We start from the raw sequence: 25,460 nt of genomic DNA on the forward strand, positions 1-25,460 counted from the left end.
ATGTAGCGCCTCTTGCCGCGACGGAGAACACGAGATGCGCGTTGGTTCACCCTAACGCTTCTTGCTGCCGCACGGCCTGAGCACGATCGGCTCCTGCTTGCGCCCGCCGAGCTCGCGGCAGCCGGCGGCGTCGCAGAGCCTCCAGCCGGAGGCGGTCGCCCCCGAGGCCGCAAGCACCAGTTCGCGAAGCGGCGGAAGGTCCGGCGTCCAGACCCACCAGCCACCCTCGCGGTGGGCATTCTCGCCCGGCTCCATACCCGCGCCGGAACCCTTGACCCGCGCCTCCCGAAGAACGAGGCCTTGGGGCGTGACCGCCCAGCGCTCCTGCCATTCGGTCTTCTCGACCGAATGGGTCCAACTCAGGGTGAAGAGGCCGGCGCCAATGGCAAGGGCCTTGCCCGCGGCGATGCAGAGGAGCGCACTCATGCGACCTTCGGGGCGGGCTTGTCCGCCGCTCGCGCACGGCGCCAGACGATGAGGCCGAACAAGGCGGCCAGTGTAAAGCCGATCTCGTCGGTGAGCGGCAGGGCAGCCAGCAAGGTGAAGGCGGCAGCGGCCGCAAGCACCCGCTCGACGATGCCGAGCCGGACGGCGAGGAAGCCGATCACCGCGGCGCCCCAGAGGCCGATCGCAACAGCGGTCTTCACGACGATATAGCCGACAGCAGCGGGGTAGCCGATAGCCGCGGCGGTGGCGCCACCATCCTGAAGCATGAGCGCCGGGGAATAGACGGCCATGAAGGGGATGACGAAGCCTGCCGCTGCCACTTTGATCGCCTGGATCGCGATCTTGAGCCCGCTTTCGCGCGCGATCGGCGCCGCCGCGAAGCAGGCGAGCGCGACAGGCGGCGTCAGATCCGCGAGGATGCCGAAATAGAAAACGAACATGTGGCTGACGATGAGGGGCACGCCGAGTTCCAGGAGCGCCGGCCCGGCAATCGAGGAAGTGATGATGTAATTCGGGATCGTCGGGATGCCCATCCCGAGCACGAGGCAGGTCACCATTGTGAGGAGCAGCGAGAGGAACAGGCTCTTGCCGCCGACGGAGACGATGAATTGCCCGAACGTGTTGGCAGCGCCGGTCAATGTCATCGTGCCGATGATCACGCCGACAAGCGCGCAGGCGACCGCCACCGGCAAGGCTGTCTTGGCGCCCTCGGCGAGTGCATCCCGGCAGATGACCAGCGTCTCCCGGCCGCCTTTCGAAAGCGCGTTACCGGCAATCAGCAGCGCCAGGGCGGCAACGACTACGCCGGTGCCGAATTGGAAGAAAGCCGCCGCGACGAGCCCAAGGCCGATCCAGAAGATGATTCGGATGATGCCGGCGGGAAGGCCGAGGGCAGCAGAGCTGCCGAGGATAAGGAGCCCAGTGAAGGCGAGACCGACTGTCCCGGCGAATAGCGGCGTGTAGCCGGAGAACAGGAGCCAGACCAGAGCCGCCAGAGGCAGGATCAGATACCATTGCTCGGCGATCGCCGCCTTGGCCGAGGGCAGATCCGCTTTCGGCAGACCGAGCAGGCCGTGTTTGCCCGCCTCCAGGTGGACCATCCAGAAGGCAGAGGCGAAATAGAGGATCGCCGGGATGATCGCGGCCTTGACGATCTCGTGATATTCGACGCCGAGCGTTTCGGCCATGATGAAGGCAACCGCGCCCATGACCGGCGGCATGATCTGACCGCCCATCGAGGCCGTTGCCTCCACGCCGCCCGCGAAGGCCGGCCGATAGCCGAACTTCTTCATCAGCGGGATCGTGAACTGACCGGTGGTCACGACGTTGGCGACGCCGGATCCGGAGATGGTGCCCATGAGGCCGGAGGAGACGATCGCCACCTTCGCCGGGCCGCCGCGTCGGCTGCCGACGAAGCTCAGCGAAACGTCGGTGAAGAGCCGGATCATGCCAGCCTTTTCGAGGAAGGCGCCGAAGAGGATGAAGAGGAATATGTAGGTCGACGACACCAGGGTCGGGATGCCGTAAATGCCCTCGGTTCCGTAGGCCATATGGTCGATCACCTGCGAGAAATCGTAGCCGCGATGGTCGAGCGGCGGCGGCAGATATTCTCCGAAAAGGCTATAGGCGAGAAAAAGCCCGGAGATGATCGGTAAGGCCGGGCCCATCAGGGCCCAGGCGGCGGCGAACACGACCGCGAGAGCAAGGACGCCCATGACGATGTCGCGCGGCAGGGGGTCGCCCGCTCTGACAAGCAAGGCCGCGTATTCATAGCACTGGTAGAAGGCAACCGCGGCGCCGAGGAGGGCCAAACCCCAGGCGATGGCCTTGGCAAGGCCGACGCGCCCCGAAGGCAGCGTGAGCAGGGGAAATACAAGCACAGTGGCGAAGCCCACGTGAACCGCCCGCACGATTTGGCTCGGCAGGTCGATGAGATGCGCGGCGGTCGCGATCTGGAAAACGGAGAAGGCGAACGCGATCGCAAACAACACCCGCCCCTCCCAGGTCTTTGGAAAGACCTGCGTCAAGGCGTCGTGCCTGTGCAACTCCGCCGCTGCGATCTGGTCTTGTTTGTTATTGCTGTCGAGCATGGATCCCTCCCGAAAATCCGAGCATGTGCGGCGGCATAGCGTTTGTGGTTATGCCGCCGCCCGTCGCGTCAGAGCAGGCCCTTTTCCTTGTAGAAGCGCTCGGCCCCCGGATGGAGAGGAACGGGCATGCCTTTCAGCGCCTCCTCGATGCGGATCTGCGCCGCTGCACTGTGCGCCGCCTGGAGGGCCGGCAGGTTCTCGAAGAGCTGCTTGGTCATCTGGTACGCGGTTTCGTCGGAGACCTCCGAATGGGTGACGAGGAAGTTCACCACGGCCACCGTCTGTACATCGCTGTCCTGGCCCTGGTAAGTGCCGGCCGGAACGGTGGCGGCGACATAGGGTGCGCCCAGTTTCGTGGCGATCTCTTCGGGGATCGCAACCATCTGCACGTCGACGGAGGTCGCAAGATCCTTGAAGGAGGAAACGCCGAGGCCCGCCGACTGCAGCGTGGCGTCGAGCTGACGGTTCTTCATCAGCTCCACGGACTCCGCGAACGGAAGGTATTCGGTCTTGCCGAGATCGTCATAGCTCATGCCGGCTGCTGCAAGGATTGCGCGCGCATTGAGTTCCGTGCCGGACTTCGGCGCGCCAACGGAAAGGCTCTTGCCCTTGAAATCCGTAACGGTCTTGATGCCCGATTCCTTGGAAGCCATTATCTGGATGTAGTTCGGATAGATGGCGGCAATGCCGCGCAGCTTGTCGAGCGGCCCCTTGAAGCCGGCCTCGGTGTTCCCTTCCCAGGCAAGTTTGACGGAATCACCGAGAGCGAAGGCGATCTCGCCGCGGCCCTGCTGTAGCAGGTTCAGGTTCTCGACCGAGGCCTTCGTCGCCTGCACCTGTGTGCGCGCGCCTTCGATCTTCTCGCCGTAGATTTTCGAAAGCGCGACGCCGAGCGGATAGTACACGCCCGAGGTGCCGCCCGTCAGGACATTGATGAACTCGTCCGCTTTGGCCGAAGCTGCCGAAAGGGCAATGGACGTGCTTGCGATTGCCGCGATAGCGGCGCGTTTGAGTATCGGATTCATAGAATTCCTCCCATCCATTTCCGTTGGGCGGAGCACGGCTCTCGCGGAACCGGACCGCGTCAATAGAGTAGCAAGATGCGGGCCAAGTCTAAATGCTTGAATTTGCAAGGGCGGAAACAAACCGCACCTCCAGTCTGGCGGAATTCCGCCAGACTCTTCCTGGCCGCTGGCAAGATTCCGCTTTCAATGGAATGTCGGGTGGCGCCTCGTTGCTGAAGCTTTCTTGCGGGCGAAACGCCGCTTGGCTGCCCTCGCTTCAGCCGCAGGGCCGAGCCCAGCGTCTTCAGCACGCCTTTGGTCGCAAATTGCACAGGGGTTTCTGTTCGTCAGCCGCTCGGCGAACTGAGTCGAACCCTCGTTCGCGTTGCTGGGAAGATTGGCTCGGGCTTTTTCTGAACCGCACTTGACGCGGAGAGGCCTGTCCACTGGGACAGGCCTCTCGTTCGAGGGAAGCGGCGCTCGTCCGCGTGGATGCTCAGCTAGACGATGATCAGCACGATCTCCAGCGTCGATGGATGGACGATGATGATCCGGCCGTCCGCCAGAACGAAGAACAGGAAACCCTCGTATGCCGGGACGATCCGGACGATTCGCTCCGGCAGAGGTCTCAGCTTCACCTTGACAGTCTCCGGAATTGCCACGCCCACGGAAACGTCGAAGTCGACATCGATCGGCTCGACTTTTTCCTCACGGATGACCTGTGTGATTTCCGTCTTCTGCTCCACCGTCACGTCGACGTTCGTGGTTTGCTCCGTGGTCTGACCTTCCTGCTGCTGAGTTTCGCCCTCGGCCGGCTGCTGCTCGGTACCGGTCTGGCCCTCCTGCTGCTGGCTCTCGCCCTCGGCGGGCTGCTGCGTCCCGGATTCGGCCTGCCCCTGCTGCTGGGTGGCGTCTGTTTCCGGCTGCTGCGCCGGATCCGCGCCCTCAGTTTCGGCTGCGCCTTGCTCCGCTCCGGACTGCTGTTCAGTCTGTGCGGCCCCGCCTTGAGCGTCAGGTTGCGTTTCCTGAACCGCTCCACCTTGCGGACATTCGGTCCCCTCCGGGCACTCGGTTGCTTGGCCCTGCGCCGGTTGCTCGGTCTGCGCGAAAGCAGGTCCGTAGGCGACCCCCAGGCTCAAGGCAATTGCACTTTTGATGAGGATATTTGTCATGGAAAGATTCTCCAGTCCCGAAAGTCCCTTCGGTATCCAAACCACCCGGATGGAACCTTTGTTCCCGCGGCAGTTACGCCTCATGCGTGTCACAATGGCTGCGGGACGCGCGAAGCGCTGCCTGCGGAACATCTCGCATTGTGGCGGGTTGAGCGCTGCAGAATTGGAGAGCGCATGAAAGAGCACATCGCAGAAATCGCGACGGCTTTACGGTTGCGTCACGCCGTTCTTTTCGTCGGGGCGGGGGTGTCGATGAGCGTCGGCCTGCCCTCCTGGAAGAAGCTGATCGATCACATGCTGAATGACCTGCATCTCGACGGCTCCCTCATGCGGGACCCCAACATCACCTACCAGACCATTGCCGAATGCTACCGGCTGCGACACGGGAATATCGGCACCTTGTGCGAGTGGATGCGGAAGAATTGGAGCGTGTCGCCGGAGCGCGTCGGGCAATCCGAACTGCACCGGCTGATCGTCGATCTCGACTTTCCGGTGATCTACACGACCAATTACGACGACAACCTCGAGACGGCCTATGAGGTCCACGGCAAACGCCATACCAAAATCAGTCACGCGCGAGACCTCGCCTGCGCCCCGGTAGGCATCACCCAGATCGTCAAGTATCACGGCGACTTCGACGACACGGACACGCTGGTGCTGACCGAGACCGACTATTTCAACCGGCTCTCGTTCGACTCTCCGCTGGATGTCCGCTTCCGCAGCGACGCCCTCGGCGCCACAGTCCTCTTTATCGGCTACAGTATGTCGGACATGAACATTCGTCTGCTCCTCCATCGGATCTGGAGCACCTGGCAAGGGTCTGGCTACGAGAAGGATCGACCGCAGTCCTATGTATTCATGTTCCGGCCGAATCCCGTTCAACAGGCGACCCTTGCCAATTGGGGCGTGACGGTTATCGAAGGCAAAGGCCGGGATGCACAGCATGCGCTCGTCACCTTCATGCGCGAGCTGCGTGCCGAAGTCCACAAGGGCGCTAGATGAGCGAAATGCACTCTCCGCCCAACTGAGAAATCGCCATGGAATACAGGGCGAACTGCGAGGGAGGGCGCGTCAAAGGAACGATGCGCTGGCCGCTCTCCCGCATGGACAAGGATCATACTGACCGGGTCAACCCGCCATCCACCCGAATATTCTGGCCAGTGATGTAGCCGGCCCCCTCCGAGGCGAGAAAGGCGACGGTTGCGGCGATCTCTTCGCTCGTTCCGTAGCGCTTCATCGGTACGCTCTCGCGGCGCGCCTCGGTCGCCGGCAGGCTGTCGATCCAGCCCGGAAGGATGTTGTTGATGCGGATATTGTCCTTCGCGTAAGTGTCCGCATAGATCTTAGTGTAGGCCGCAAGACCGGCGCGGAAGACGGCGGAGGTCGGGAACATCTCCGAAGGCTCGAAGGCCCAGGCGGTCGAGATATTGATGATTGCACCTGCCCGCTGGTCTTGCATGACCGGCGTCACCAACCGCACCGAGCGGATGACGTTCATCAGATAGGTATCCAGCCCCCTGTGCCAATCATCGTCGCTGACTTCCACGATCGGTGCGCGCGGACCGTGACCGGCGCTATTGACGAGCACGTCGATCCGGCCCCAGGACGAGACGGCGAGGTCGACGAGCCGCTTCAGATCGTCGCTCGACTGGTTCGATCCGGTGACGCCGACGCCGCCGAGTTCGCTCGCCAGCGCTTCGCCTTTGCCGGACGAGGACAGGATCGCAACCCGGTAGCCATCGGCTGCAAGCCTGCGCGCTGCGGCAGCGCCCATGCCGCTGCCCCCCGCCGTTATCATCGCGACCTTCTCCTTTGCCATGCCATATCCTTTCAAGACACTCGTCCAAGCTGGAGCGGAGTTTGGCATGGGTTGCGACCGAGAGCGAAGCGGAAAACGCGTGCTTCTCTCGCAATCTGGATATCGCCGCGCAATCGGGCTATGGCGGCGGGGGCCTCATTTACCGAAGGCTAATATTTCAGTGACAGGCTAGCGCATCCGGTTCTCGCTTTTCCACCGATCGTGATGGCAATCACCGAGCGGTTTCCGCAGGAAAGGGCGCGAGAAGGCGAAGATCGGGAACTGAGGGAAAGGTCGGCGGCCTGGTGCCCCTTTCGGCTCGGCGGTGTCAGGGCGAGTTTGATGAATACGCATTCGGTAGAGAGCCGCTTCATATTGATCGTCGCAAGCGCGCTCATGCTGCTGATCGCGCCGCTGTTCGTGCTCTTCTTCTATCTTTCGAACGAGCGCGCCTACCGCGAGGTCGTCGATCACGGGCAGGCCTTGCTCAAGGCGAATTCGCTTGCGCTCGGAAAACCGCTCTGGGATTTCGACGAGGAAAGCGTACGGCAGATCGCGAGCACGATTTTCACCGATCGTTCCGTCCTGGCGGTCCATGTGCACGAGATTTCCGGCGGCCTCGAGATCAAGCTCCCGGATCATGGCAAAAGCCAGGACCCGCCGGGACTGCTGCTTTCTACGCCCATCCATTATCGATCCGTCGACGGTGCCAAGACGGTCGGCAGTCTGGAAATCACCATTCGGCAGCGCGACCTGCTATCGGACTTCGAGGTCGATGACGCCGTTTATGTCGGCATTTTCCTCTTTTCGATCGCGATCATCACGGCGGCCGCAATTCTCGGCAATCGCATGATGGTCACGCGGCCGCTGCTCCGATTGACCCAGGCCATCGAAGCAACACGGCGGCTCGGATCGCGACATCTGGTCGACTGGGTCTCCGCAGACGAGATGGGCACACTCGCTGCCAACTTCAACGAGATGCAGGCGCGGCTCGCCCAGGAGGAGAACGACCTCAAGCGCGCCCATGCAAGGACGACGCGGATCTACAATCTCACGCCGGCGAAACTCTATTCGGTAGACGACGACGATCGCCTGACGGCTGTCAGCGACTACTGGCTGCTCGCGACCGGATATGATCGCGCGAGCGTCCTTGGCCGGCCATTTGCCGATTTCCTCGAGGAGACGACGCGGAGCACCTATGAAAATCGCAAGCGGCACACGAGGGAAGGCGTGCAAGCCGGCAGCGTCACGGTAAAGTTCAGATGTGCCGACGGCCGCCTGATCGATGTCCTGATCAAGGAGGTTCAGGCGGTGGATGCGGGCGAGACGCTTTCGCTTGCCGTCATGACCGACGTCACCGACCTGAAAAGCGCGGAGGAGCGCAACCATCTCCAGGCGATCACCGACCATTTGACCGGCTTGCTCAATCGCCCTGGCTTCGAGGCGGCGCTCGACAGCGCCATCCGTCAAGCCGCCGAGAGCGGCGGAGAACTCGCTTGCCTCCTCATCGATCTCGACCGTTTCAAGCCGATCAATGACAATTTCGGCCACGCGGTCGGCGACCAGGTGCTGCGGCAGATCGCCGGCCGCATCCGCGCGCAGCTTCGCGCGGGAGACAAGATCGGACGCCTTGGCGGAGACGAATTTGTCGTGCTGATCCCTGCCGCCAAGGCGAAGAAAGCCGCGCTACAGATTTCGAAGCGCATCGCCGCGGCTTGCGCGAAGCCCATTCTTGTTGACGGTAATCGGCTTTCGCTGAGCGCCAGCATCGGCGTCTCGGTCTATCCCGCACAAGCAAAGACAGCAGCCGAGCTCCTGCAGAAGTCGGACCTCGCAATGTATTCCCGTAAACACAACGGCAAGAACGGCACGAAACTGTTCGACCCCTTGATGGCAAGCGTGGCGCAGGAGCGGCTGAAGATCGAGAGATTTATCGAAACGGGACTGCGCGAAGACTGGTTCGACGTCCATCTCCAGCCGATCGTCGATCTCGAATGCGGGCTCATCGTTGGCTTTGAAGCGCTGATGCGCCTCAACCACCCGGAACATGGTCTGCTGCCGCCAGCCGATATCATTCGCGTCGCCGAGGAGACGGGCACGATCAAGCGGATCGGCGAGCGCGTGTTCGACAAGGCGGTGGCGCATCTCGCCCGCCTGTCTTCGCTGCCTGGGCTGGAGAACTCCTATCTGGCGGTCAATGTCTCGCCCCTTCAATTCTCCGCGGAATTGCCGGCGAGCACTTTTGCCACCTTGATGAAGTGGGGCATCACCCCCTCGCGCATCGTCTTCGAAATCACCGAAGCCGTGCTGATGCATCACAGCCCGGAAGTGCGACAGGTGCTCGAGGCCTTGAGCGCCGCAGGGCTCAAGATCGCACTCGACGATTTCGGCACCGGCTATTCGTCGCTCAGCTATCTGCTGCATTTTCCCGTCAACACGATAAAGATCGACCAATCCTTCACCCGCTCGCTGACGGATGAAGACGAGGCCGTCAGGAAGAGGGTCCGAATGCTCGTGACGGGCATCAACACGGTCGCGAACGAGCTGAATTGCCGCATCGTCGCCGAGGGGGTCGAGACGGAGGAGCAATTGCAAGCGCTCGTGTCGATGGGGGTCGGCCACGCCCAGGGGTACTATCTCGGGCGGCCCCAAGCGATCGAAATCATCGAATCCGACCTCGGACGTGCTTTGCCAAGGAATGCATCATGCTAAAGCTTTACCTCCTGCTCGCGGCCCTCTTTCCTATCACCGCCCAAGCGGCCGAGATCAGGATGGTTACCGAGTCCTACCCGCCCTTCAATTATCGCGAGGGCAGCACTTACAAGGGTTCTTCCGTCGAGCAGGTAGAGCTGCTGATGAAGTACGCCGGCATCGAGTATGCGATGGAGATGATGCCTTGGGCGCGAGCACTCTTCCTGGCCGAAAACCGAGAGATGCATTGCGTCTTTACGACCGTTCACAACAAGGAGCGCGATGGCCGGTTTAAATGGGTGGAGCCCCTACTGACGAGCCGCACGGTACTGATCCGCAAAGCCGGCTCACCAGCCGATCCCAAGACCATCGAGGAGGCGAAGGACTTTCGGGTCGGAACCCAGCGCGACGATTTCACTCAAACCATCCTTGAGGAAAACGACTTTCCGCGCATCGATCTCGCCACGGACCTGCAGCTGACGCTCAAGAAGCTGATGACTGGTCGTATCGACCTGATGCCGATTTCGGAAAAATACTATGAGAGGCTCAAGCGCGAGGGTCAGCCGATCGAGGCGACCGTCGTCCTGGCGGAGGATATCTACTCCATCGCGTGCAATCCCTCGGTTCCGGACGAGCTGATCGATCACATGCAAAAGAACCTCGACAGCCTTATCGCTGACGGGACGCAAGCGGCTGTTTTTGAAAAGTACGGCCTGGCAAGCGAGTAGCAGAGTAGGCAAGGCAACGTGTTACTCGATCGGGAAGAGCGCCAAATAACTGAGCGCCGAATAGCCCGTGCCGAAGTCGTCTTTGGCGATGGAAATTCCCATCGCCCGCAATTCGGACCGCGTCTTCAGCGTCATGTCCTTCTCGTTGAGCAACAGGCTTCCCGTTATTTCGATTTCGATCCATTCGGAAAGACAGCCGCTCTCTTTGAGAATCTCGGCGGCCAACCCGGGCAGGTCGTGGCTCTGGAATTCTTTCGCCGAGAGATTGACTGCACCCGGTGCGGAGCCCAGCCCGTCGCGTTCAGTTCGACCGCGGTGCGCCACGTCGGCTTCCATGGACCTCTGCCTTCGCACCTTGCGCCGGGGCTGAAGATTAAGAAGATGCTGCGTTTGCAGCCCTTCCTGGTCTCGGATACGCAATATGGATGGGGCGGCGCAATCTGGATAGCAGCGGAGAGGCAATATTTCGCCTATTGGCTGCATGGAAGCGTGCCCTACCTCTGTTCGTTGTTACCGCGGAGGAAATCCGATACAATCTCAGATACCGCAGGGTCGATCGTTAGTTGCACGATCCGCATGCTTTGTCGCAGACCTAGGATGTCAGAGGCAGCCTGACTGTCGGGGAGAGCATCGATGAATCCGCATGGCGTCGCACTTGTCGCGGATGACGACGAGTTCTTCAGAATAGCTCTCGCCACCATTCTTAGAAACAAGCTCGGTTTTGCAGAAGTCCTCGAGGCCGGATCTCTCGACGAGGCGATCGAGCGCCTCGCGGATCGCGACGACTGTTTCCTCGCCCTTTTCGATCTCACCATGCCTGGCATGGAGAGTGCCGCAAGCGTCGGGGCGGTGCGCGAGGTTCGTCCGGACATCAAGGTTGCGGTGGTTTCGGCATCCTCGCGCCGTTCCGACATTCTGACCGCTCTGGCCGCCGGAATCCACGGCTATGTGCCAAAGAGTCTCGGCGCTCAGGATCTCGCTGCCGCGCTGCGCGTGATCCTGAATGGCGCCATCTTTGTGCCGCCATCGCTTGCCGGCCGGCCGCCGGAACCGACAGAGGTGGCCCCATCACAAGCTGTAGAAGTCCCTTCAAGACGGGCAATCGAGTCGCTGACTCCGCGGCAAAGGGAGGTGCTCCTGCTCCTTGTCGAAGGCCTCTCGAACAAGGAGATCGCCCGCAAGCTTCGCCTTGGCGAAGGAACCGTGAAGATCCACATGGCCGCCCTCTTCCGCAGCCTGCGCGTGAGAAACCGCCAGGAGGCGGCCGCGGCGGGAGCGCGGTTGCTGCCATTGAAGGAGGGGCACCGCTAGAGCATTTCGCCAGTCAGGTGAATCACCCGGCGCCGCGAGAAGTGCATCGAAAAACAACTGAGCGGTAGTGCGTGGATGTGCGCCCCGCTCTAGGCCGTCTGGATAGGTCGCTTCAAGCCAACCGGACGAATAGCCCAAATGCAAGCGAGGCCGTAGTTAAGTACCGGCGAAATCGATGTGGTCCGAAGATGAGCAGAAGCGGAACGAAATTCATGGCGTCGGAAGCAATAGCGGTTGCGAACCGTTCCGATAGAGCGCCCGACCTACCCGTCAGCACCACCCTGGCCGCAGATGTCGCCCGGCAGATCAGGCTGAGTGTCGCGGTCTCGCGCACTCCATCCGTGATTTCAGCCATTCGACGGACGATGAGCCGGCACGGCATCGGCAGCGCTCGCAGTTTCCGCGCTCTCCTTGCAGTCGACGACGCGCTGGCGGACGAACTGATCGACGAAGCCACGGTGCGGGAAACGCACTTCTTCCGCAGTCCCGCCCAGCTCGAGCTGTTGCGACACACGATCCTCCCGCAATTCTCTGGCCGTGCGCCCGACGCGCCGGCGCGCATCTGGAGCGTCGGCTGCGCGAGCGGGGAAGAGCCTTATTCGATCGCCATCCTGTGCAAGGAGCTCGGTCTACCCGCCCGGATCGTCGCCTCGGACATATCGCGCAAAGCGCTGGCAGAGGCTGCGGAAGCACATTATGGCGAATGGTCGCTCAGGAATATCAGCGAATGCCTGAAGCGCCGCTATTTCCTCGGTGAGGGAAGCGGCTTCAGGCTGCGGCCCGAACTCACGCGGGGCGTCAGTTTCACGAAAGTGAGCCTCGGCTTCGACAGGCTGCCTGCTCCCGAGCGGAGTCTTGCCGATTTCGATCTCATCGTCTGCCGCAACGTGCTCGTCTATCTGAAAACAATCGACGTGTCGCGGGTCGCGGGCGAACTCTTCGCCTGTCTTGCCGAAGGTGGATGGCTGCTCACCGCCGCGACAGACCCGCCGCTTTCGAAGCATGCCCCATTCGAGACCGCGATCACCTGTGGCGGTATCGCCTATCGCAAGACTACGCATCTCTCGGCGGATCGCGATCCGCCCCGCTTGAATGGACCGAACCGATGAACGCCCCCGTGCACTCCAAGCCACGCGCCGTCGATTGGGAAGCCTTGAAGCGGCGCATAACGGAGGCGATCGAACAGACAGAAGCTTTTCTCGACCCGAACCGCCCTGATGCCGCCACCCGGGTGCCGCCCTCGACCGCCTGCGACTCCGGCGAAGCGGAGGGTGACGGCCTGGAGCATCCAACGGAGGTGGTCACTTTCGCTTTATCGGGCCAGCGCTTTGCGCTGGAGATCCGCTACGTTTGGGAAATTCTCCTGGTCCAACGCCTCAGCCCGCTTCCGGGAACGCCCTCCTATCTCCTCGGGATCTACGATCTGCGCGGTCAATTGCTGCCGATTTTCGATCTGCGCGGTCTGCTTGGCCTTTCCGGGGCCACTCGGAGCGACCCGGCCTGGGCAATCGTTTGCGGAGAGACCCATTCCGAGTTTCTGGTCTTGTCCGATGACACTCCGGAAGTGGGGGAAATCGCGGCCGGTGAAATCGCGGCTCCGCGAGGGATGAACAGGCCTTGGACGCGCGCGATGACAGCGGATGGGACCGCCGTCCTCGACGGCGCGCTCCTCCTTAGTGATCGCCGGCTGTTCCTCGATAGCGAAGATCCTGCCGCAAGCGGGAATGGGGAGGGCGAGGCATGAGCGTTTCCTGGACGAGGAGCCTTTACGGGACACTTGGCCTTGCCATGCTCATGTTCGTGGCAGTGTCCGCCGTGCTCGTCGGATCGAGTTTCTTCGCGCTCGAAAGAGTGCGCGCTGACCTCACTGCGACCGCCCTGCTCAGCAGGGAGCGGGCCTTTTATCAGATGCTCTATCTGGCAGGCCGCCTGCCGAGTGCCGACGACCCTGGCAGGAGCGCGGCGGTGGCGGAACTACGCGAACTGATGGACCGGAACGAAAACATGCTCGCGCGTTTAATTGGCGGCGACAAATCCCTTGGCATTGCCGCGGAGTCCGATCCGCAAACTCTTGCGGAAATCAGAGAGCTTCAGCGGCATTGGGAAGAGCAGGTGCGTCCCTCGCTCGAGCTAAGGATAAGCCAGAGGTCGCCGAGCGAGGCGACGCTCGATCAGCTCGATAGCCGGGTTCGGGCCTATGCAGCCGCGATCGATGAGAAGATAAATTCGATCGAGGAGAACGCCGCGACCCGGCTCAAGAGGTCGCAGATCCTGCAACTGGGGCTGTCCGGCCTGGCCGTGGTCCTGCTTCTCCTCGTGCTCAGCGTGCTTCGCCACTTTGCCCGGCGAACGCGCGCTCTGATGGAGATCGCTAAAAAGGTGAGTGTCGGCGATCTCGCGCAGAAAGCCCACGACGACGGGCGCGACGAACTCGCGGTTCTGGGACTCGCCTTCAACCACGTAACGACGAAGCTTGCAGGCATGATCGAAAACGAGCGTGCCGACCGGCAAAGACTCGAGGAACTGCTCGCCACCATTTTCGACACGGCGCAACATCTCTCCTCCTCGGCCGCCGAGATCCTGGCCGGAACGACGCAGCAAGTGGAGGGCATGCGCGAGCAATCCTCCGCCGTGGCCGAGACGGTCGCAAGTGTCGATGACGTGCTGCAGACGGCAGAACAGGCAGCACAGCGCGCACAGCAGGTGGCCACCTCCTATGAGACCGCCGTCACCGTCAGCGGGGAGGGCCGCAAGGCCCTCGATGACACGGTCACCATGATGAATATCGTCAACGCGCGGACGGAGGCGATCGCCGGTGACATACTTTCGCTCGCGGAGAACAGTCTCGAAATCGGCGAAATCGTGTCGGTTGTCGCCGAAATCGCCGACCAGACCAATCTCCTGGCGCTGAATGCGGCGATCGAAGCATCCCGTGCCGGCGAACACGGCAGAGGATTCAACGTCGTTGCGAGCGAAATCAGAGCGCTTGCCGACCAATCGAAATCCGCGACCACACGCGTTCGCCGCATTCTCATGGAAATCCAGAAGTCTACGAATGCCGCCGTGGTCGGGGCCGAAGAGGGGTCGAAGAGCGTCAGCCGAGCGCTCGATGCGGTCAGGGAAGCGGGCGAGACCATCCGCCAGCTGGAATCCATCATTGCCGATTCCGCCCGCTCGGTCGCGCAGATCGCCGCCTCGGCCGGTCAGCAAAAGGCGGGCATGAAGCAGATACACGACGCAATGCACTACATCGATCAGACGAGCAGCCAGAATCTCTCGGCCATTCGCCAGGCGGAAGAAGCTGCACGAGACTTGAACGAGCTCGGCAGCAGGCTGAAGGACATGCTTGCCGACAACGGAAATCGAGCTGATGAAATCAGATGATATTGACCGCCAATTGTTGGAGATGTTCACGCACGAAGTGCGGGAACGCGCCGCCGATATCGAGCGAACATTGATCGCTATCGAGGACAGCGGCGAGGACACTGAGAAGCGCTTGCACCAGGAGAAGCTGCTGAGGACGGTTCACAGCCTCAAAGGTGCTGCCGGCCTCGTACAGGTTCGCGGCGTCGAAACCATCTGCCATTGGATGGAAGAAGCGCTTTCCCTTGCCGTTAAGCAAGGCCGCGTCCTCGCGCCCACGGAGGTCGACCTGCTTCTGAAGGCTGCAGATGCGATTACGGAAGCGTCCGGCCAACTGGCTCACGGCGAGGTGCCCTTGCCTGCGCGGCTGGAGAATGTCGTCTTGGGGCTCAAGTCGCGCCCTGATGGGGAGGGGACGGCACCCGAGTCGGCCGTCAGCGAATTCCAGGTTCCATTTCGCTCGACCGACATTGACGGTTCCATGCGGGTTTCGGCCGAGCGACTCGATGCTCTTCTTCACAGGAGCGGTGAGCTGCTCTCCTGGCACGCGGCGTTGCGCCAGCATGCACAACTGGCCTCTCTTCTGAGGGAGAAGGCAGGAAAGCTCCAGGCCCGGATGTCGCGCTCGGACGCGGAGGTGGCAAATATCGAAAGCGATCTGCGGACGCTTGCCGCGTCCCTGCGCCGGGATGCTCGGCTGATGCACGGCACGGTGACGGCTCTCGGCCAGGAGGTGCGGCACGCACGCACGCAGCCTTTCGGCGACGTCTGCCAAGGGCTCCCACGCGTCGTCAGGGACATGGCGGCGGCCGGCAAGTCGGCAAGGCTCGAGATCAGAGGCGGAGAAATCGAGATCGACCGATCCATTCTCGCCGGCCTTCAGGACTCGCTACGGCACCTTGTCCGCAATGCCGTCGCCCACGGCATCGAACCGCCTGCCGAGCGGCGTGCAGCCGGAAAGCCCGAAACGGGCTTGGTGGTCGTGTCGGCCTCGATCGCCGGAGATCGGGTGCAGGTAATGGTGCAGGATGATGGCCGTGGTCTGGATACGACTATGCGGCACAGGCTCGCCGAACGGTCGGCCTCACAGGCTTTGCCTGGCGAAGGTGAGCTGATCCAGCATGTCTTCGAACCGGGTGTTTCCACGGCGCCCGTGGTCACCAGCCTCGCCGGCCGCGGGATAGGGCTCGACATCGTCAGAAGCGCCGTCGAGGCAATGCGCGGCACGGCGACCGTGGCGCAGCCATCCGAGGGCGGGACGACGTTCACGCTTACGCTGCCCCTGACGCTTGCCACCGTGCAGGCTTTGGAGGTTGTTGCTGCCGGGCACGCTTTCACGATCGATACCGCTTCCGTCGAGCGCGTCGTAAGGCTTGCTGCAGATGAGATTGCGGTTGAAGGAGGAAGGCGTCTGACGAGGACCAAGGACGGCCCGTTACCCGTCATCGATCTCGCCGGATGGTTGGGACTGCGCCCGTCGGGCGAAAGCACCGCAAAGACGGCGCGGCCGGCGGTTGTCGTCGGGATGGGCGGCAAGCAGGCAGCCATCCTTGTCGACGAGATCGCCGGTCAACAGGAGCTGCTTGCGCGCTCCTTCGGCTCGCGCCTGGCAAGGGTCCGCCGCTACTGCGGCGGAATGGTGCTCCCGGATGGCCGCATTGCGCTGCTCCTGAATACGGCCGTGCTGATCGAGGCGACTCTGGAAGAGACCCCGGCGCCCGACCTTTCCCTGGAGCAGCAAGCCAAGCCGGGGCGCCGCAAAGTGCTCGTCGTCGACGATTCGAAATATATCCGGACACTAGTGCGGCTGATCCTCGAGGGTGCCGGCTACGACGTCGTGCTTGCGGCCGACGGGTCGGAAGCACTGGCGCATCTTGCCGACCACGGCGCCGACATCCTGGTAGCGGATGTTGACATGCCGACGATGGACGGATTCGAGCTGACGGAAACGATCCGGGGCTCCGAACGCCATTCCAGCCTGCCGATCGTGCTCGTCACCGGTCGCGACACGCCGGCAGACGAACAGCGAGGGTTGAGGCTTGGCGCCAATGCATATCTTAAGAAGAGCGGGTTCGACGCACAGCAGTTTCTCGAAACCATGAGTCGCGTCCGCTGAGGTAGCAATGGTCCGCATCCTTCTGGCCACATCGAGGCTCGACCTCCGGGAACTGGTCCAGAAGTCGGTTGACGCCGACCAATCGGCGGTTCTCGTCGGCATCGCAGGCGGCATTGCCGAAACGGTCAGGATGGCGCGGGATCTTTCACCGGACATCGTGGCCATGGAATTGCGGCTCGACGAGCGCGAAAGCCACGAAGCGGTCAGGCAGATCATGATCTCGGCGCCGGTCCCGATCGTCATGGTGTCCTGGGAGAACAACGGGCCCCTTGGGGCTGCTTCGTCACGCGCTCTCGATGCAGGAGCCCTCGCGGTCATCCCCGCGCCGCCAGTCGTCGGGGGCCGTCTGGAAAAGGCGGCAACCGACAAGTTCCTGGCGACCATCAAGGCCATGGCCCAGGTCAAGGTCGTTCGGCAGTGGCCGAAGAAGCAGCCAACGGAACGCAACAACGCCGGCGCCCGCGGCAGCGATGCACCGGTCGCTATCGTCGGCATTGCCGCTTCCACCGGAGGTCCTGCCGCGATACGGTCGATCCTGGCGCAACTTCCCGCCACCTTCCCCGCCCCGGTCCTGATCGTCCAGCACATGTCGAATGGCTTCATCGACGGGGTCGCCGCATCGCTCGATACCAGCGTTCCGATGAAGGTCAAGGTGGCTACCGACGGCGAGCGGTTGCGGCCGGGAATGGCCTATCTCGCGCCGGATGGTTGCCAACTCGGCGTCACCGGCCGCTCACGCATCCGCGTCTCCGACGACGTCCCGGTGGACGGATTCAAGCCATCGGGCTCTTATCTTTTCAGGTCGATTGCCCGCGCCTTCAAGGCCCAAGCCCTGGGGGTCGTTCTCACGGGAATGGGCAGTGACGGCACCGAGGGCCTGCGCGCGCTTCGCATGTCGGGCGGCAAGGCGATCGCGCAGGACGAGACGAGTTCCGTTGTCTTCGGAATGCCGAAATCGGCGATCGGCGCCGGCCTGGTGGACTTCGTGGTGCCCCTCGAAAACATCGGCGACAAGATCGTCGCCTTGGCGCGAGGCGAAGGGGCGAACGGCCGATGACCCATGACGCACAGCCATTGCGGCGCCGCGAACGCTCGACCCTGCGCGCGGCGCCGCAACGGCCCCCCCAAACTCATTGCACGGCAGTAATCTGGATGGCGGCCGGCGTGATGATGACCGCGAAGAGCACGGGGAGAAAGAAAAGGATCATCGGCACCGTTAGCTTCGGCGGCAACGCCGCCGCCCTTTTCTCCGCCTCGCTCATGCGCATATCGCGGTTCTCCTGTGCCATGACACGTAGCGCCTGGCCGAGCGGAGTGCCGTATTTTTCCGCCTGGATCAGACTGGTCACGACGGCGCGCACGCCCTCGACGCCGGTCCTCAGCCCAAGATTCTCATAGGCTTGGCGCCGGTCCTGGAGATAGGAAAGCTCAGCCGTCGTCAGCAGGATCTCTTCGGCGATTTCCGGCGACTGCGTGCCAACCTCCTCGCCGACCTTCCGGAAGGCGCTTTCGATACCCATGCCGGATTCGACGGTGATCAACAGAAGATCCAGCGCATCCGGCCAGGACCGACGGATCGCCTGCTGCCGCTTGGTGATCCTGTTCCTGATGAAGGTCGCCGGCGCGAAATAGCCGAGCGCGCCAAAGCCGAGGGCCACGACCGCGACCGTGAGCGGCGATGCGTCCGGCCGGATAACGAGCAGGAGGTAAATGAGAGCAGCCGCGGAAAGGACGAGTGGCGTGATCAGCCGGACGGCAAGAAAGGTCGTCACCGCCGCATGGCCGCGATAGCCGGCCATTTTCAGCTTGCGAACGATCTCACCGTCCTCCGCCTGCTTGGCCAGGTTGAAGCGATCGACGATCGTCTTGAAGAGACGCTTGGGCTCGGGTCGGAGCGAGACCTTGCTTTTTTCTCTATCAAGGCGGCTGCGCTCACGCATGCGGATGCGTTCGCGCTGACCCTCGATCCGGCGCATGCGTTCGGCAAGCGTGTCACGGAAGATGTATGGCCAGGAAACCGCAACGACGGCAGAAAAGACGGCGATGCCGGCCATCACCGCGGAAATCTGCTCCGGATCCGGAATGTGGGCGCTGATGTTCATGTCGGCCTCTTAGAAATCGAAATTGATCATCTTGCGCATCACCAGCGTGCCAAGGCCCATCCACAGGCCGCAGCCGACGAGCACGATCTTTCCGGTGAGCGTGGTGAAAAGGAGCGTCATGTAGTCCGGGCTGGTAAGATAGATCGCGCCGGCGACAAAGAAGGGCATCGCCCCGATGATGCCGGCGGACGATTTCGCCTCCGCACTCATGGCCTTGATCTTGGCCTTCATCTTCTTGCGCTCGCGCAGCACCTTCGAGAGATTGCCGAGCGCTTCCGAGAGGCTGCCGCCGGTGCGGCTCTGAATGCCGATAACGATCGCAAAGAAACTGGCCTCAGCAAGAGGAATGCGCTCGCTCATACGCTGGACCGCCTCGTCGACCGGAAGACCGAGCGTCTGATCCTGAGCGACGGTAACGAATTCGCTTTTGACCGGCTCCGCGGCCTCGGCCGCGATCACCCGCAGGCAATCGGTCACCGGCAGGCCGGCTTTCAGGCCGCGGACGATCACATCGACGGCGTTCGGGAACTCGTCGGCGAACCGCTTCAGCCGCGCCTTGCGCTTGCCGTTCACGTAGAGATGCGGCAGGAGAAGCCCGCCTGCGAGTGCGAAGCCCGCAGTCGTTAGCGCGCCAAAACCCGGAAGCAGCATCACCAGATAGGTGGCGAGGCCCGCACCGGCCGAGACAAACCAATAGGTCCTGTTCGACCAGGCGAGCCCAGCCTGACGTAGCCTGACGGCGAGCTTCGGCCTGCCGGTCCTGCGGGCGTTCTCCTTCTGCTTCTCGTCCATTTCGCGCAGCGTCTTTTCCACCGAGCGGCGGCGGTCCCGGGCATCCTCGTCGGCAGCATCCACCTGCCCCGCCCCTGCCCTGCCCGCGACGCGATCGAACCTCTGCCGATAGGCGGTGGCCTTGACGGCGTGCGGGTAGAACGCAGCGAGCATCAGGGTGCCAACGGACGTCGACGCCAGCAGGAACACCAGGAGTGGAAAGAGCATAGAGCTCAGCATGGGTCGAACCTCGTGCGATACCGTGGCTTGGGGTCAGCGCGCCTGCTGCGCCGTTCGTCCTTCGTAACTGACGAAGGGCACTGCAATTGACTCTGCAGCGCGGTCCGTCCTTCAGGACACGCCGTACTTTCCGAGGGCCGATCTGACCCAGAGTCACCGCGATTTAGGCGGCCGCCTTTGTCTCGGCGGCATCAAGCGCCGCGGCGAGCCGCGCCTCTTCGCCGTAGTAGCGGGCGCGGTCCCAGAAGCCTGGGCGACCGATACCAGTCGAGCGGTGCCGGCCGATGATGTTGCCTTTAGCGTCCTCGCCCAGGATGTCATAGACGAAGAGATCCTGCGTGGTGATCACGTCGCCCTCCATGCCAAGCACTTCCGTGATGTGGGTGATGCGGCGCGAACCATCGCGCAGACGCGCCGCTTGGATGATCACGTCAATGGAGGAGACGATCATTTCGCGGATGGCCTTGGCCGGAAGCGAATAGCCGCCCATTGTGATCATTGCCTCGATGCGCGACAGCGCCTCGCGCGGAGAGTTGGCGTGCAGCGTCCCCATCGAGCCGTCGTGGCCGGTGTTCATCGCCTGCAGCAGGTCGAACGCCTCCGATCCGCGCACTTCGCCGACGATGATCCGCTCGGGCCGCATGCGAAGGCAGTTCTTGACGAGGTTGCGCATGGTGATTTCGCCCAGCCCTTCGATGTTCGGCGGTCTCGTTTCAAGCCGAACCACATGCGGCTGCTGCAGCTGCAACTCGGCCGCATCCTCGCAGGTGATGATGCGCTCGCCCTGGTCGATGTAGCCCGTCAGGCAGTTCAGGAGCGTCGTCTTTCCGGAGCCGGTACCGCCGGAAATGAGAACATTGCAACGCACGCGCCCGATGATCTTCAGAATCTCGGCACCCTCGGCGGAAATCGAGCCGAACCGCACCAGTTGGTCCAGCTTCAGCTTCTCCTTCTTGAACTTCCGGATCGTCAGGCTAGGCCCGTCGATCGCCAGCGGCGGCGCGATGACGTTGACACGCGAACCGTCGGCAAGGCGGGCGTCGCATATCGGGCTCGCCTCGTCGACGCGCCGGCCGACCTGGCTGACGATGCGCTGGCAGATGTTGAGAAGCTGCTCGTTGTCGCGGAAGCGGATCCCGGACTCCTGCACGCGCCCGCCGACCTCGATGAAGACCTGGTTGGCGCCGTTCACCATGATATCGGCAATGTCGTCGCGCGCCAGCAACGGCTCGAGCGGGCCATAGCCGAGAATGTCGTTGCAGATGTCCTCGAGCAGGTCGTCCTGCTCGGATTTCGAAAGGTTTGCCTTCTTCGCCGCGACGATGTCGTCGACGATGACGCCGATCTCCCGGCGCGCCTCGTCGCCGTCCATGCCCGACAGCGCCGCCACGTCGATTGTGGCGATCAGCGCACCGAAGATTTCCTTTTTCAGGTTGTAGTAGTGATCGGACTTTTCGGGCTTGGCAGGCGCCGGAGGTTCGGCAGCAAATTGAACCTGGTTCGCCATCGCCACGGGTCGCGGTTCACGCTCTACCTGGGCCCGGACTGCCGTTTCGAAAGCCTTTTGTTCCAGGATGGATTTCTTGCCGAACATCGTTGCCGCTCTGTTGCCGTAATAGACCGATCTGGGCTCTTGAAGCGCCGGAAGCGGAAGACAATTTGCCTTCCGCTTTGACGTGACGAATGCCCGCTCGGATTAGGTGATGTTGAGCGAGGCAGCGATCTTGTCGAAGGCGGCGTCGATGTCTGTACCGACAGCGCCCACTGCGGTGATGATTGCGACGGCAATCAGACCGGCGATGAGGCCGTATTCGATAGCGGTAGCACCGGATTCGTTGCGGACGAAACGAACGAGAAGATTTTTCATGGGGGTCGATCCTTCAAGTGGGTTTGAGATTGCGCCGAGACTTGAGCTCGCATCACAGGGCCGGGGGTTCTGCTCTCGTGTCCCGCCTGCTGTGTGACCCTCATATAGACTTTGTTAACCCTTTTGATCCATTCAGCCTGATGGCCGATACTACTTCCGGATGAAATCGGCCTGTCGGCCTAGTCCGATCGACGGTGACGCGATCGATGCTATTCTGTAAGCTGATCAGCCGGGCGGATGATCCGCCCGTTCATACAGGAATGGGGAGTGGTGTGATGCGCACCAGCGGGAAGTGGTCTGTTCTCGCCTTGGCGGCCCTGGCCGCGATCGGCACGGCTCACGCGCAGGAAGAACCGCTCGGGGCCGCTGCCGCGCAGGGTCCCGTTCGCCAGGCGGAAGGCGTGGTCAAGGTCGTCGTCGACTTCGCAAGGCCGCTCATCCTCGATCGGTCCGCAAGGACCGTCATCATCGGCAATCCCTCCATCGCCCAGGCAACGCTCAGTGACGACAAGACCGTAGTCCTGACCGGCAAGGCCCCGGGATCGACCAACCTCATCGTGATGGACGCCGACGGCGCGGAAATGGCGAACCTCGTCGTCGACGTTGTGGCGGCGGGCGGCCGTCTCGTCACCGTGCACGAGGGTACCGGCCAAGCCACCTATAGCTGCACCGAACGCTGCGACCGTGTCGAGGGCGAAATGCCGCCAGCCCCACCCGCTGAATCGCCGCAGACCATCGACGCCGGCAACCCGACGGGTGCCGGCGAACCGTGAAACTCCGCGCGGGTTCAGCCGATCGGAATTCGTCGTGTCAGTTGAAGATTGATCGGAGAGGCTGTCGATCCGGGCAGGAGAAGCGTCAGCGGATAGCGGATCGTCAGCACCCGGAAGTCAATCCCATTCTCGCTCACCTTCCCCACCGTGACCTGCAGCTGCAGCGCATCCCCGCCGTCGAAGTGATCACGCACCGCGCTCTCGATCTTCGTCTGCGCTTCGCTCTCGGTCGCCTCACGGGCGACCTGACCGATCAGCACCTTGCGCGCCGCGACGTCTACCGCATGAGAGAGGTCGTTGCGCACATAAAGCGCCCGGCCGAACTCTACGATGCCGAGGACGAGCAGCAGCAGGGGAAAGCACACGAGCGCGAATTCGACCGCGGTCGCGCCCGACTGGCCCTGCCAGGCGCGCCTGGCAGTACCAAGCAGAAACATCATCGCACCTGCACCTGTACTGCGGAGCCCAACCGAAAGGCCGGAAACATTTCCGGCAGGGACATCGGCTGATAGGATTTCGCCGCCTCCAAGCGATAGTAGACGTACTGCTGCGCCGCGTCCGCGCAGGGCGTCGTTCCGCATGCCGGCGCCGCGTCCGGTATTACGTCCGCATCCTCCGGGCAGGCGCAATAGCGCTTCGCCGGCCTGAGCGTGACGTTCGCCGGCGTCGCGCTTTGGGCAAGCGTCGACTTCAGTACCTTGTCGACCTGAGTCGCCCCCGGATCTGCCATGGCGGCCTGTGCCCCGGCCCGTAGCACGTGGTCAATGGTCATTCTTTCGTAAAGCGCTAGCCCGAGATCGGCCGTGGCGACGAGCCCCAGAGCCAGTACAGGCGCGATCAGCGCGAACTCAACGGCGGACATCCCGCTTTCGCAGGTCTTCAACTCGCCTGCCTTGGGGCCGAGGGTCAGTGCCGCCTTCGGTGCGGCGCGCTTGAAGACGCGCTGCGCCAAGGACAGGAGGCCGTTCTTCGGCACCCGCAGCTCTTTTGTGCCGCCGACCTGGCGTGCAAACAAACTTATTGCGCGGCCAGCCTTCGTGTCCGGAGCCGTATCGACCAAGGGACGACCATCATTCGCCGCTTTGCCGAAGTGCTGCGGGTCGAAGGGAACCGAAACGCATGTTTCCAGCCCAACGGCTGCAAGGAATTCCCTGGGGCTGACCTCGGCAAGCTTAGGCGTTTCGACCTTGTTCAGTAGCAATCTCGGCAGCGCATCGTTCGGCCGTGCCGCCCTGAGAAACTCGACCAGGTTCTTGGTGTTTCGCATGCTGGCAAGATCGGGCGTCGCAGTCACCACGATCTCGTCCGCCGCCAGGAGAACCTTTCGGGTCCATCCGGTCCACATATGCGGCAGGTCGATGACGACGTGCCAGGAACGGGACCGGACGACGTCGAGGAAGCGATCGACATCGTCATCCTCCAGGCGCAGGAGCCGGTCGAGGTTGCCTGCCGACGGAAGCAGGTGAAGCCGCTCCGCATAGGGCTGGGCCAGGCGCTGCAGGAGCACGTCGTCTAGGCGGTCAGCGCCGTCGAGTACCTTGCTCATGCCTTGATCGCTATCGATATCGAAGTTGAGCCCGACGGTACCGGTCTGGAGATCGAGATCGACGAGCAGCACGTCGGTGTCGCCGCGCTTCGCCATTGCGAGCGCTACGTTATGGGCAAGCGTCGATGACCCCGTGCCGCCCTTGGCGCCGACAAAGGCGACGATCCGCCCGAGCTTCGTCTCCGTTCCGTCGCGAAAGCAGCGCTGGACCGCGGCGATGAAGTCCAGCGGGGCGAGCGGCGAGACCAGGTAATCGCTCACCCCTGCATCGACAAGCTTCTTGTAGAGCCCGACGTCATTGGAGCGGCCGATGACGATTACCTTGGTGCCGGTGACGCACTCTTCTGCAAGCGCCTCTAGCGCCGCCATCAGCCTGTCTTCGCCGTCAATGCCCTCGACGACGACGAGGTTCGGCGAAGTGGCTCCCCGGTAAAAGGCAGTAGCGTCGCCTATGCCGCCGTCCTTCACCGTAACGACCGCGCGGGTCATGCGGCGGTCGGCAGCGGCGATCCGAATCGCTGCGGCAACGCCTTGCGACCGGCAGAAAACAGCGATCTCGACGTTCGGTACGGGGGGCAGCGAGGAGCTCGCCGCCGGTGAATTCTGTTGGGATTCGAGCGTTTTCATCTGTCCTGGTTTCCCTGAAATCAAGTGCCGTCGGAGCGGGCGGGGACCTCGACCATGGTCGAGGTCCCACCACTGACGATGCGTACGACGCCCCTTTGCGATTCCTCTGCTTCGGGGATGGAAGGCTCGTCATTGTCGGCGAGCGGACGCAGCGCCAGCGAAACCGTTCCTGAAGCTTCCGCAGCCGCAATTGTTGCGATCTGTTTCGGGTCCGCCTCGAGCGTCGCGGTCTTGCCAATGACCGATGTGCCGTCGGCCCCTTGCGAGACGGTCTGGTCGACGGCAAGCACGCGGATGTTGGAAAGGATCGTGCGGCTGACCACCTTGCCCTCCGTTCCGGAGGAATCCGGCCGGGTTGCGGTGTGGATGACGTCGACATGGTCGTTCGGCAGGATGAAACCACCGGCCGTGCTTTCCGCCGTCACCCGAACGGCGATCGCCCGTTTTCCGGAGGGCAGCAGGCTCGAGAGAAACCCGCTGCCGCGTTCGGCAAGCTTGTCCCCGCGGATCGGTTCTCCGGCCACGAAGCCGCTCTGGGCGAGCATGCCCTTGAGCGTCGCGATCGCATCCGGGCGCGAACTTCGGCTGATGAACACTGGCGGGATATCGCCCTCCCAAGGCTGCCAGCGCAAGTTGGCCTCTTCGAGCGTCGCCCCTCTTGCGAGTTCCGCGGCGGCGACGAGCACCTCCTCGCGTGGTGGCTGTTCAATCTCGACCACCGCGGCCGAGGGCTGGTCCGCGGTTCCGAGGGCGAGCCACGAGGCAGCGCCCCCGGAGAGGAGTGCGATCAGGAGAATGGCAATGCGGATCATGG

The 25,460-nt window shown here is 62.7% G+C and carries 23 protein-coding genes; 10 read left to right on the plus strand and 13 right to left on the minus strand.

Going from position 1 to position 25,460, the window contains the following annotated elements; translation table 11 throughout:
• Window positions 1-51 precede the first annotated feature (51 nt).
• The 4 genes from J2Z31_RS01800 to J2Z31_RS01815 all read right to left on the minus strand — a co-directional run bounded on the left by J2Z31_RS01800 (window position 52) and on the right by J2Z31_RS01815 (window position 4,713).
• Window positions 52-426: a DUF1850 domain-containing protein gene (locus J2Z31_RS01800; RefSeq protein WP_209600163.1), complete on the minus strand. Its 375-nt coding sequence runs from the start codon at window positions 424-426 to the stop codon at window positions 52-54.
• Window positions 423-2,537 carry a TRAP transporter permease gene (locus J2Z31_RS01805; RefSeq protein ID WP_209600164.1) on the minus strand — a complete coding sequence of 705 codons (2,115 nt, stop codon included), beginning with the start codon at window positions 2,535-2,537 and terminating at the stop codon, window positions 423-425. Before J2Z31_RS01805 ends, J2Z31_RS01800 begins: the two co-directional genes overlap by 4 nt.
• A 68-nt stretch (window positions 2,538-2,605) precedes the next feature.
• A complete protein-coding gene (locus J2Z31_RS01810; protein WP_209600165.1) occupies window positions 2,606-3,562 on the minus strand; it encodes a TAXI family TRAP transporter solute-binding subunit in 957 nt (318 codons plus the stop codon).
• Window positions 3,563-4,041: 479 nt separating this feature from the next.
• The gene (locus J2Z31_RS01815) at window positions 4,042-4,713 is read right to left on the minus strand and encodes a DUF1236 domain-containing protein (protein ID WP_209600166.1); all 672 of its coding nucleotides are present in this window, start codon (window positions 4,711-4,713) and stop codon (window positions 4,042-4,044) included.
• 174 nt (window positions 4,714-4,887) lie between these two features.
• On the opposite strand from J2Z31_RS01815, the gene J2Z31_RS01820 reads away from it, so the two are divergent.
• Complete coding sequence (locus J2Z31_RS01820; RefSeq protein WP_209600167.1) at window positions 4,888-5,715, plus strand: SIR2 family NAD-dependent protein deacylase; 828 nt, start codon at window positions 4,888-4,890, stop codon at window positions 5,713-5,715.
• A gap of 112 nt (window positions 5,716-5,827) precedes the next feature.
• On the opposite strand, the gene J2Z31_RS01825 is transcribed toward J2Z31_RS01820, so the two are convergent.
• Window positions 5,828-6,532 carry an SDR family oxidoreductase gene (locus J2Z31_RS01825; protein WP_209600168.1) on the minus strand — a complete coding sequence of 235 codons (705 nt, stop codon included), beginning with the start codon at window positions 6,530-6,532 and terminating at the stop codon, window positions 5,828-5,830.
• A gap of 321 nt (window positions 6,533-6,853) precedes the next feature.
• On the opposite strand from J2Z31_RS01825, the gene J2Z31_RS01830 reads away from it, so the two are divergent.
• Together J2Z31_RS01830 and J2Z31_RS01835 are read left to right on the plus strand one after the other, a co-directional pair.
• The gene (locus J2Z31_RS01830; RefSeq protein WP_209600169.1) at window positions 6,854-9,223 is read left to right on the plus strand and encodes a putative bifunctional diguanylate cyclase/phosphodiesterase; all 2,370 of its coding nucleotides are present in this window, start codon (window positions 6,854-6,856) and stop codon (window positions 9,221-9,223) included.
• Window positions 9,217-9,930, plus strand: a complete 714-nt coding sequence (locus J2Z31_RS01835) for a substrate-binding periplasmic protein (RefSeq protein ID WP_209600170.1) — start codon at window positions 9,217-9,219, stop codon at window positions 9,928-9,930. The genes J2Z31_RS01830 and J2Z31_RS01835 overlap by 7 nt, the downstream gene beginning before the upstream one ends.
• Window positions 9,931-9,951: 21 nt before the next feature.
• Here J2Z31_RS01835 and J2Z31_RS29105 read toward each other — a convergent pair whose 3' ends face one another.
• The gene (locus J2Z31_RS29105) at window positions 9,952-10,266 is read right to left on the minus strand and encodes an EAL domain-containing protein (RefSeq protein WP_408022004.1); all 315 of its coding nucleotides are present in this window, start codon (window positions 10,264-10,266) and stop codon (window positions 9,952-9,954) included.
• A 297-nt stretch (window positions 10,267-10,563) separates the two neighbouring features.
• Between J2Z31_RS29105 and J2Z31_RS01845 the strand changes: the two genes are divergently transcribed.
• The 6 genes from J2Z31_RS01845 to J2Z31_RS01870 all read left to right on the plus strand — a co-directional run bounded on the left by J2Z31_RS01845 (window position 10,564) and on the right by J2Z31_RS01870 (window position 17,777).
• On the plus strand, window positions 10,564-11,241 hold the full coding sequence (locus J2Z31_RS01845) for a LuxR C-terminal-related transcriptional regulator (protein WP_209600172.1): 678 nt from the start codon (window positions 10,564-10,566) through the stop codon (window positions 11,239-11,241).
• A gap of 212 nt (window positions 11,242-11,453) precedes the next feature.
• Window positions 11,454-12,350 (plus strand): CheR family methyltransferase, encoded by an 897-nt coding sequence (locus tag J2Z31_RS01850; RefSeq protein WP_209600173.1) that lies wholly within the window; start codon window positions 11,454-11,456, stop codon window positions 12,348-12,350.
• Window positions 12,347-12,985, plus strand: coding sequence for a chemotaxis protein CheW (locus tag J2Z31_RS01855; RefSeq protein WP_209600174.1), 639 nt, complete (start codon window positions 12,347-12,349; stop codon window positions 12,983-12,985). The genes J2Z31_RS01850 and J2Z31_RS01855 overlap by 4 nt, the downstream gene beginning before the upstream one ends.
• Window positions 12,982-14,625 (plus strand): methyl-accepting chemotaxis protein, encoded by a 1,644-nt coding sequence (locus J2Z31_RS01860; protein WP_209600175.1) that lies wholly within the window; start codon window positions 12,982-12,984, stop codon window positions 14,623-14,625. Before J2Z31_RS01855 ends, J2Z31_RS01860 begins: the two co-directional genes overlap by 4 nt.
• Window positions 14,609-16,720, plus strand: coding sequence for a hybrid sensor histidine kinase/response regulator (locus J2Z31_RS01865; RefSeq protein ID WP_209601039.1), 2,112 nt, complete (start codon window positions 14,609-14,611; stop codon window positions 16,718-16,720). Before J2Z31_RS01860 ends, J2Z31_RS01865 begins: the two co-directional genes overlap by 17 nt.
• 7 nt (window positions 16,721-16,727) lie before the next feature.
• A complete protein-coding gene (locus tag J2Z31_RS01870) occupies window positions 16,728-17,777 on the plus strand; it encodes a chemotaxis protein CheB (protein WP_209600176.1) in 1,050 nt (349 codons plus the stop codon).
• Window positions 17,778-17,850: 73 nt separating this feature from the next.
• Here the strand turns inward: J2Z31_RS01870 and J2Z31_RS01875 are convergent, their stop codons facing one another.
• From J2Z31_RS01875 to J2Z31_RS01890, 4 genes are all read right to left on the minus strand, one after another.
• Window positions 17,851-18,822, minus strand: coding sequence for a type II secretion system F family protein (locus J2Z31_RS01875; RefSeq protein WP_209600177.1), 972 nt, complete (start codon window positions 18,820-18,822; stop codon window positions 17,851-17,853).
• Between the two features lie 9 nt (window positions 18,823-18,831).
• On the minus strand, window positions 18,832-19,833 hold the full coding sequence (locus J2Z31_RS01880) for a type II secretion system F family protein (protein WP_209600178.1): 1,002 nt from the start codon (window positions 19,831-19,833) through the stop codon (window positions 18,832-18,834).
• Window positions 19,834-19,996: 163 nt separating this feature from the next.
• Window positions 19,997-21,427, minus strand: coding sequence for a CpaF family protein (locus J2Z31_RS01885; protein ID WP_209600179.1), 1,431 nt, complete (start codon window positions 21,425-21,427; stop codon window positions 19,997-19,999).
• A 102-nt stretch (window positions 21,428-21,529) separates the two neighbouring features.
• On the minus strand, window positions 21,530-21,700 hold the full coding sequence (locus tag J2Z31_RS01890) for a Flp family type IVb pilin (RefSeq protein WP_209600180.1): 171 nt from the start codon (window positions 21,698-21,700) through the stop codon (window positions 21,530-21,532).
• A gap of 275 nt (window positions 21,701-21,975) precedes the next feature.
• Here J2Z31_RS01890 and J2Z31_RS01895 point away from each other — a divergent pair, with 275 nt between their 5' ends.
• The gene (locus tag J2Z31_RS01895) at window positions 21,976-22,473 is read left to right on the plus strand and encodes a pilus assembly protein N-terminal domain-containing protein (RefSeq protein ID WP_209600181.1); all 498 of its coding nucleotides are present in this window, start codon (window positions 21,976-21,978) and stop codon (window positions 22,471-22,473) included.
• 14 nt (window positions 22,474-22,487) lie between these two features.
• On the opposite strand, the gene J2Z31_RS01900 is transcribed toward J2Z31_RS01895, so the two are convergent.
• The 3 genes from J2Z31_RS01900 to cpaB are packed head-to-tail and all read right to left on the minus strand — an operon-like array spanning window position 22,488 to window position 25,458.
• Entirely contained in the window at window positions 22,488-22,913 is a 426-nt protein-coding gene (locus J2Z31_RS01900) for a TadE/TadG family type IV pilus assembly protein (RefSeq protein WP_209600182.1), read from the minus strand.
• Window positions 22,910-24,646, minus strand: a complete 1,737-nt coding sequence (locus tag J2Z31_RS01905) for an AAA family ATPase (RefSeq protein ID WP_209600183.1) — start codon at window positions 24,644-24,646, stop codon at window positions 22,910-22,912. The genes J2Z31_RS01900 and J2Z31_RS01905 overlap by 4 nt, the downstream gene beginning before the upstream one ends.
• A gap of 20 nt (window positions 24,647-24,666) precedes the next feature.
• On the minus strand, window positions 24,667-25,458 hold the full coding sequence (gene cpaB, locus J2Z31_RS01910) for a Flp pilus assembly protein CpaB (RefSeq protein WP_209600184.1): 792 nt from the start codon (window positions 25,456-25,458) through the stop codon (window positions 24,667-24,669).
• Between the last annotated feature and the right edge of the window lie 2 nt (window positions 25,459-25,460).

It is taken from the genome of Sinorhizobium kostiense (assembly GCF_017874595.1).
In the GTDB taxonomy this organism is placed as follows: Bacteria; Pseudomonadota; Alphaproteobacteria; order Rhizobiales; family Rhizobiaceae; genus Sinorhizobium; species Sinorhizobium kostiense.

Coding starts and splice junctions, on each gene's coding strand:
- J2Z31_RS01820 (WP_209600167.1), top strand. CDS start 4,888: ATGAAAGAGCACATCGCAGAAATCGCGACGGCTTTACGGTTGCGTCAC.
- J2Z31_RS01850 (WP_209600173.1), top strand. CDS start 11,454: ATGGCGTCGGAAGCAATAGCGGTTGCGAACCGTTCCGATAGAGCGCCC.
- J2Z31_RS01860 (WP_209600175.1), top strand. CDS start 12,982: ATGAGCGTTTCCTGGACGAGGAGCCTTTACGGGACACTTGGCCTTGCC.
- J2Z31_RS01880 (WP_209600178.1), bottom strand. CDS start 19,833: ATGCTGAGCTCTATGCTCTTTCCACTCCTGGTGTTCCTGCTGGCGTCG.
- J2Z31_RS29105 (WP_408022004.1), bottom strand. CDS start 10,266: ATGGAAGCCGACGTGGCGCACCGCGGTCGAACTGAACGCGACGGGCTG.
- J2Z31_RS01810 (WP_209600165.1), bottom strand. CDS start 3,562: ATGAATCCGATACTCAAACGCGCCGCTATCGCGGCAATCGCAAGCACG.
- J2Z31_RS01855 (WP_209600174.1), top strand. CDS start 12,347: ATGAACGCCCCCGTGCACTCCAAGCCACGCGCCGTCGATTGGGAAGCC.
- J2Z31_RS01845 (WP_209600172.1), top strand. CDS start 10,564: ATGAATCCGCATGGCGTCGCACTTGTCGCGGATGACGACGAGTTCTTC.
- J2Z31_RS01885 (WP_209600179.1), bottom strand. CDS start 21,427: ATGTTCGGCAAGAAATCCATCCTGGAACAAAAGGCTTTCGAAACGGCA.
- J2Z31_RS01890 (WP_209600180.1), bottom strand. CDS start 21,700: ATGAAAAATCTTCTCGTTCGTTTCGTCCGCAACGAATCCGGTGCTACC.
- J2Z31_RS01900 (WP_209600182.1), bottom strand. CDS start 22,913: ATGATGTTTCTGCTTGGTACTGCCAGGCGCGCCTGGCAGGGCCAGTCG.
- J2Z31_RS01905 (WP_209600183.1), bottom strand. CDS start 24,646: ATGAAAACGCTCGAATCCCAACAGAATTCACCGGCGGCGAGCTCCTCG.
- J2Z31_RS01805 (WP_209600164.1), bottom strand. CDS start 2,537: ATGCTCGACAGCAATAACAAACAAGACCAGATCGCAGCGGCGGAGTTG.
- J2Z31_RS01875 (WP_209600177.1), bottom strand. CDS start 18,822: ATGAACATCAGCGCCCACATTCCGGATCCGGAGCAGATTTCCGCGGTG.
- J2Z31_RS01800 (WP_209600163.1), bottom strand. CDS start 426: ATGAGTGCGCTCCTCTGCATCGCCGCGGGCAAGGCCCTTGCCATTGGC.
- cpaB (WP_209600184.1), bottom strand. CDS start 25,458: ATGATCCGCATTGCCATTCTCCTGATCGCACTCCTCTCCGGGGGCGCT.
- J2Z31_RS01825 (WP_209600168.1), bottom strand. CDS start 6,532: ATGGCAAAGGAGAAGGTCGCGATGATAACGGCGGGGGGCAGCGGCATG.
- J2Z31_RS01830 (WP_209600169.1), top strand. CDS start 6,854: ATGAATACGCATTCGGTAGAGAGCCGCTTCATATTGATCGTCGCAAGC.
- J2Z31_RS01895 (WP_209600181.1), top strand. CDS start 21,976: ATGCGCACCAGCGGGAAGTGGTCTGTTCTCGCCTTGGCGGCCCTGGCC.
- J2Z31_RS01870 (WP_209600176.1), top strand. CDS start 16,728: ATGGTCCGCATCCTTCTGGCCACATCGAGGCTCGACCTCCGGGAACTG.
- J2Z31_RS01815 (WP_209600166.1), bottom strand. CDS start 4,713: ATGACAAATATCCTCATCAAAAGTGCAATTGCCTTGAGCCTGGGGGTC.
- J2Z31_RS01835 (WP_209600170.1), top strand. CDS start 9,217: ATGCTAAAGCTTTACCTCCTGCTCGCGGCCCTCTTTCCTATCACCGCC.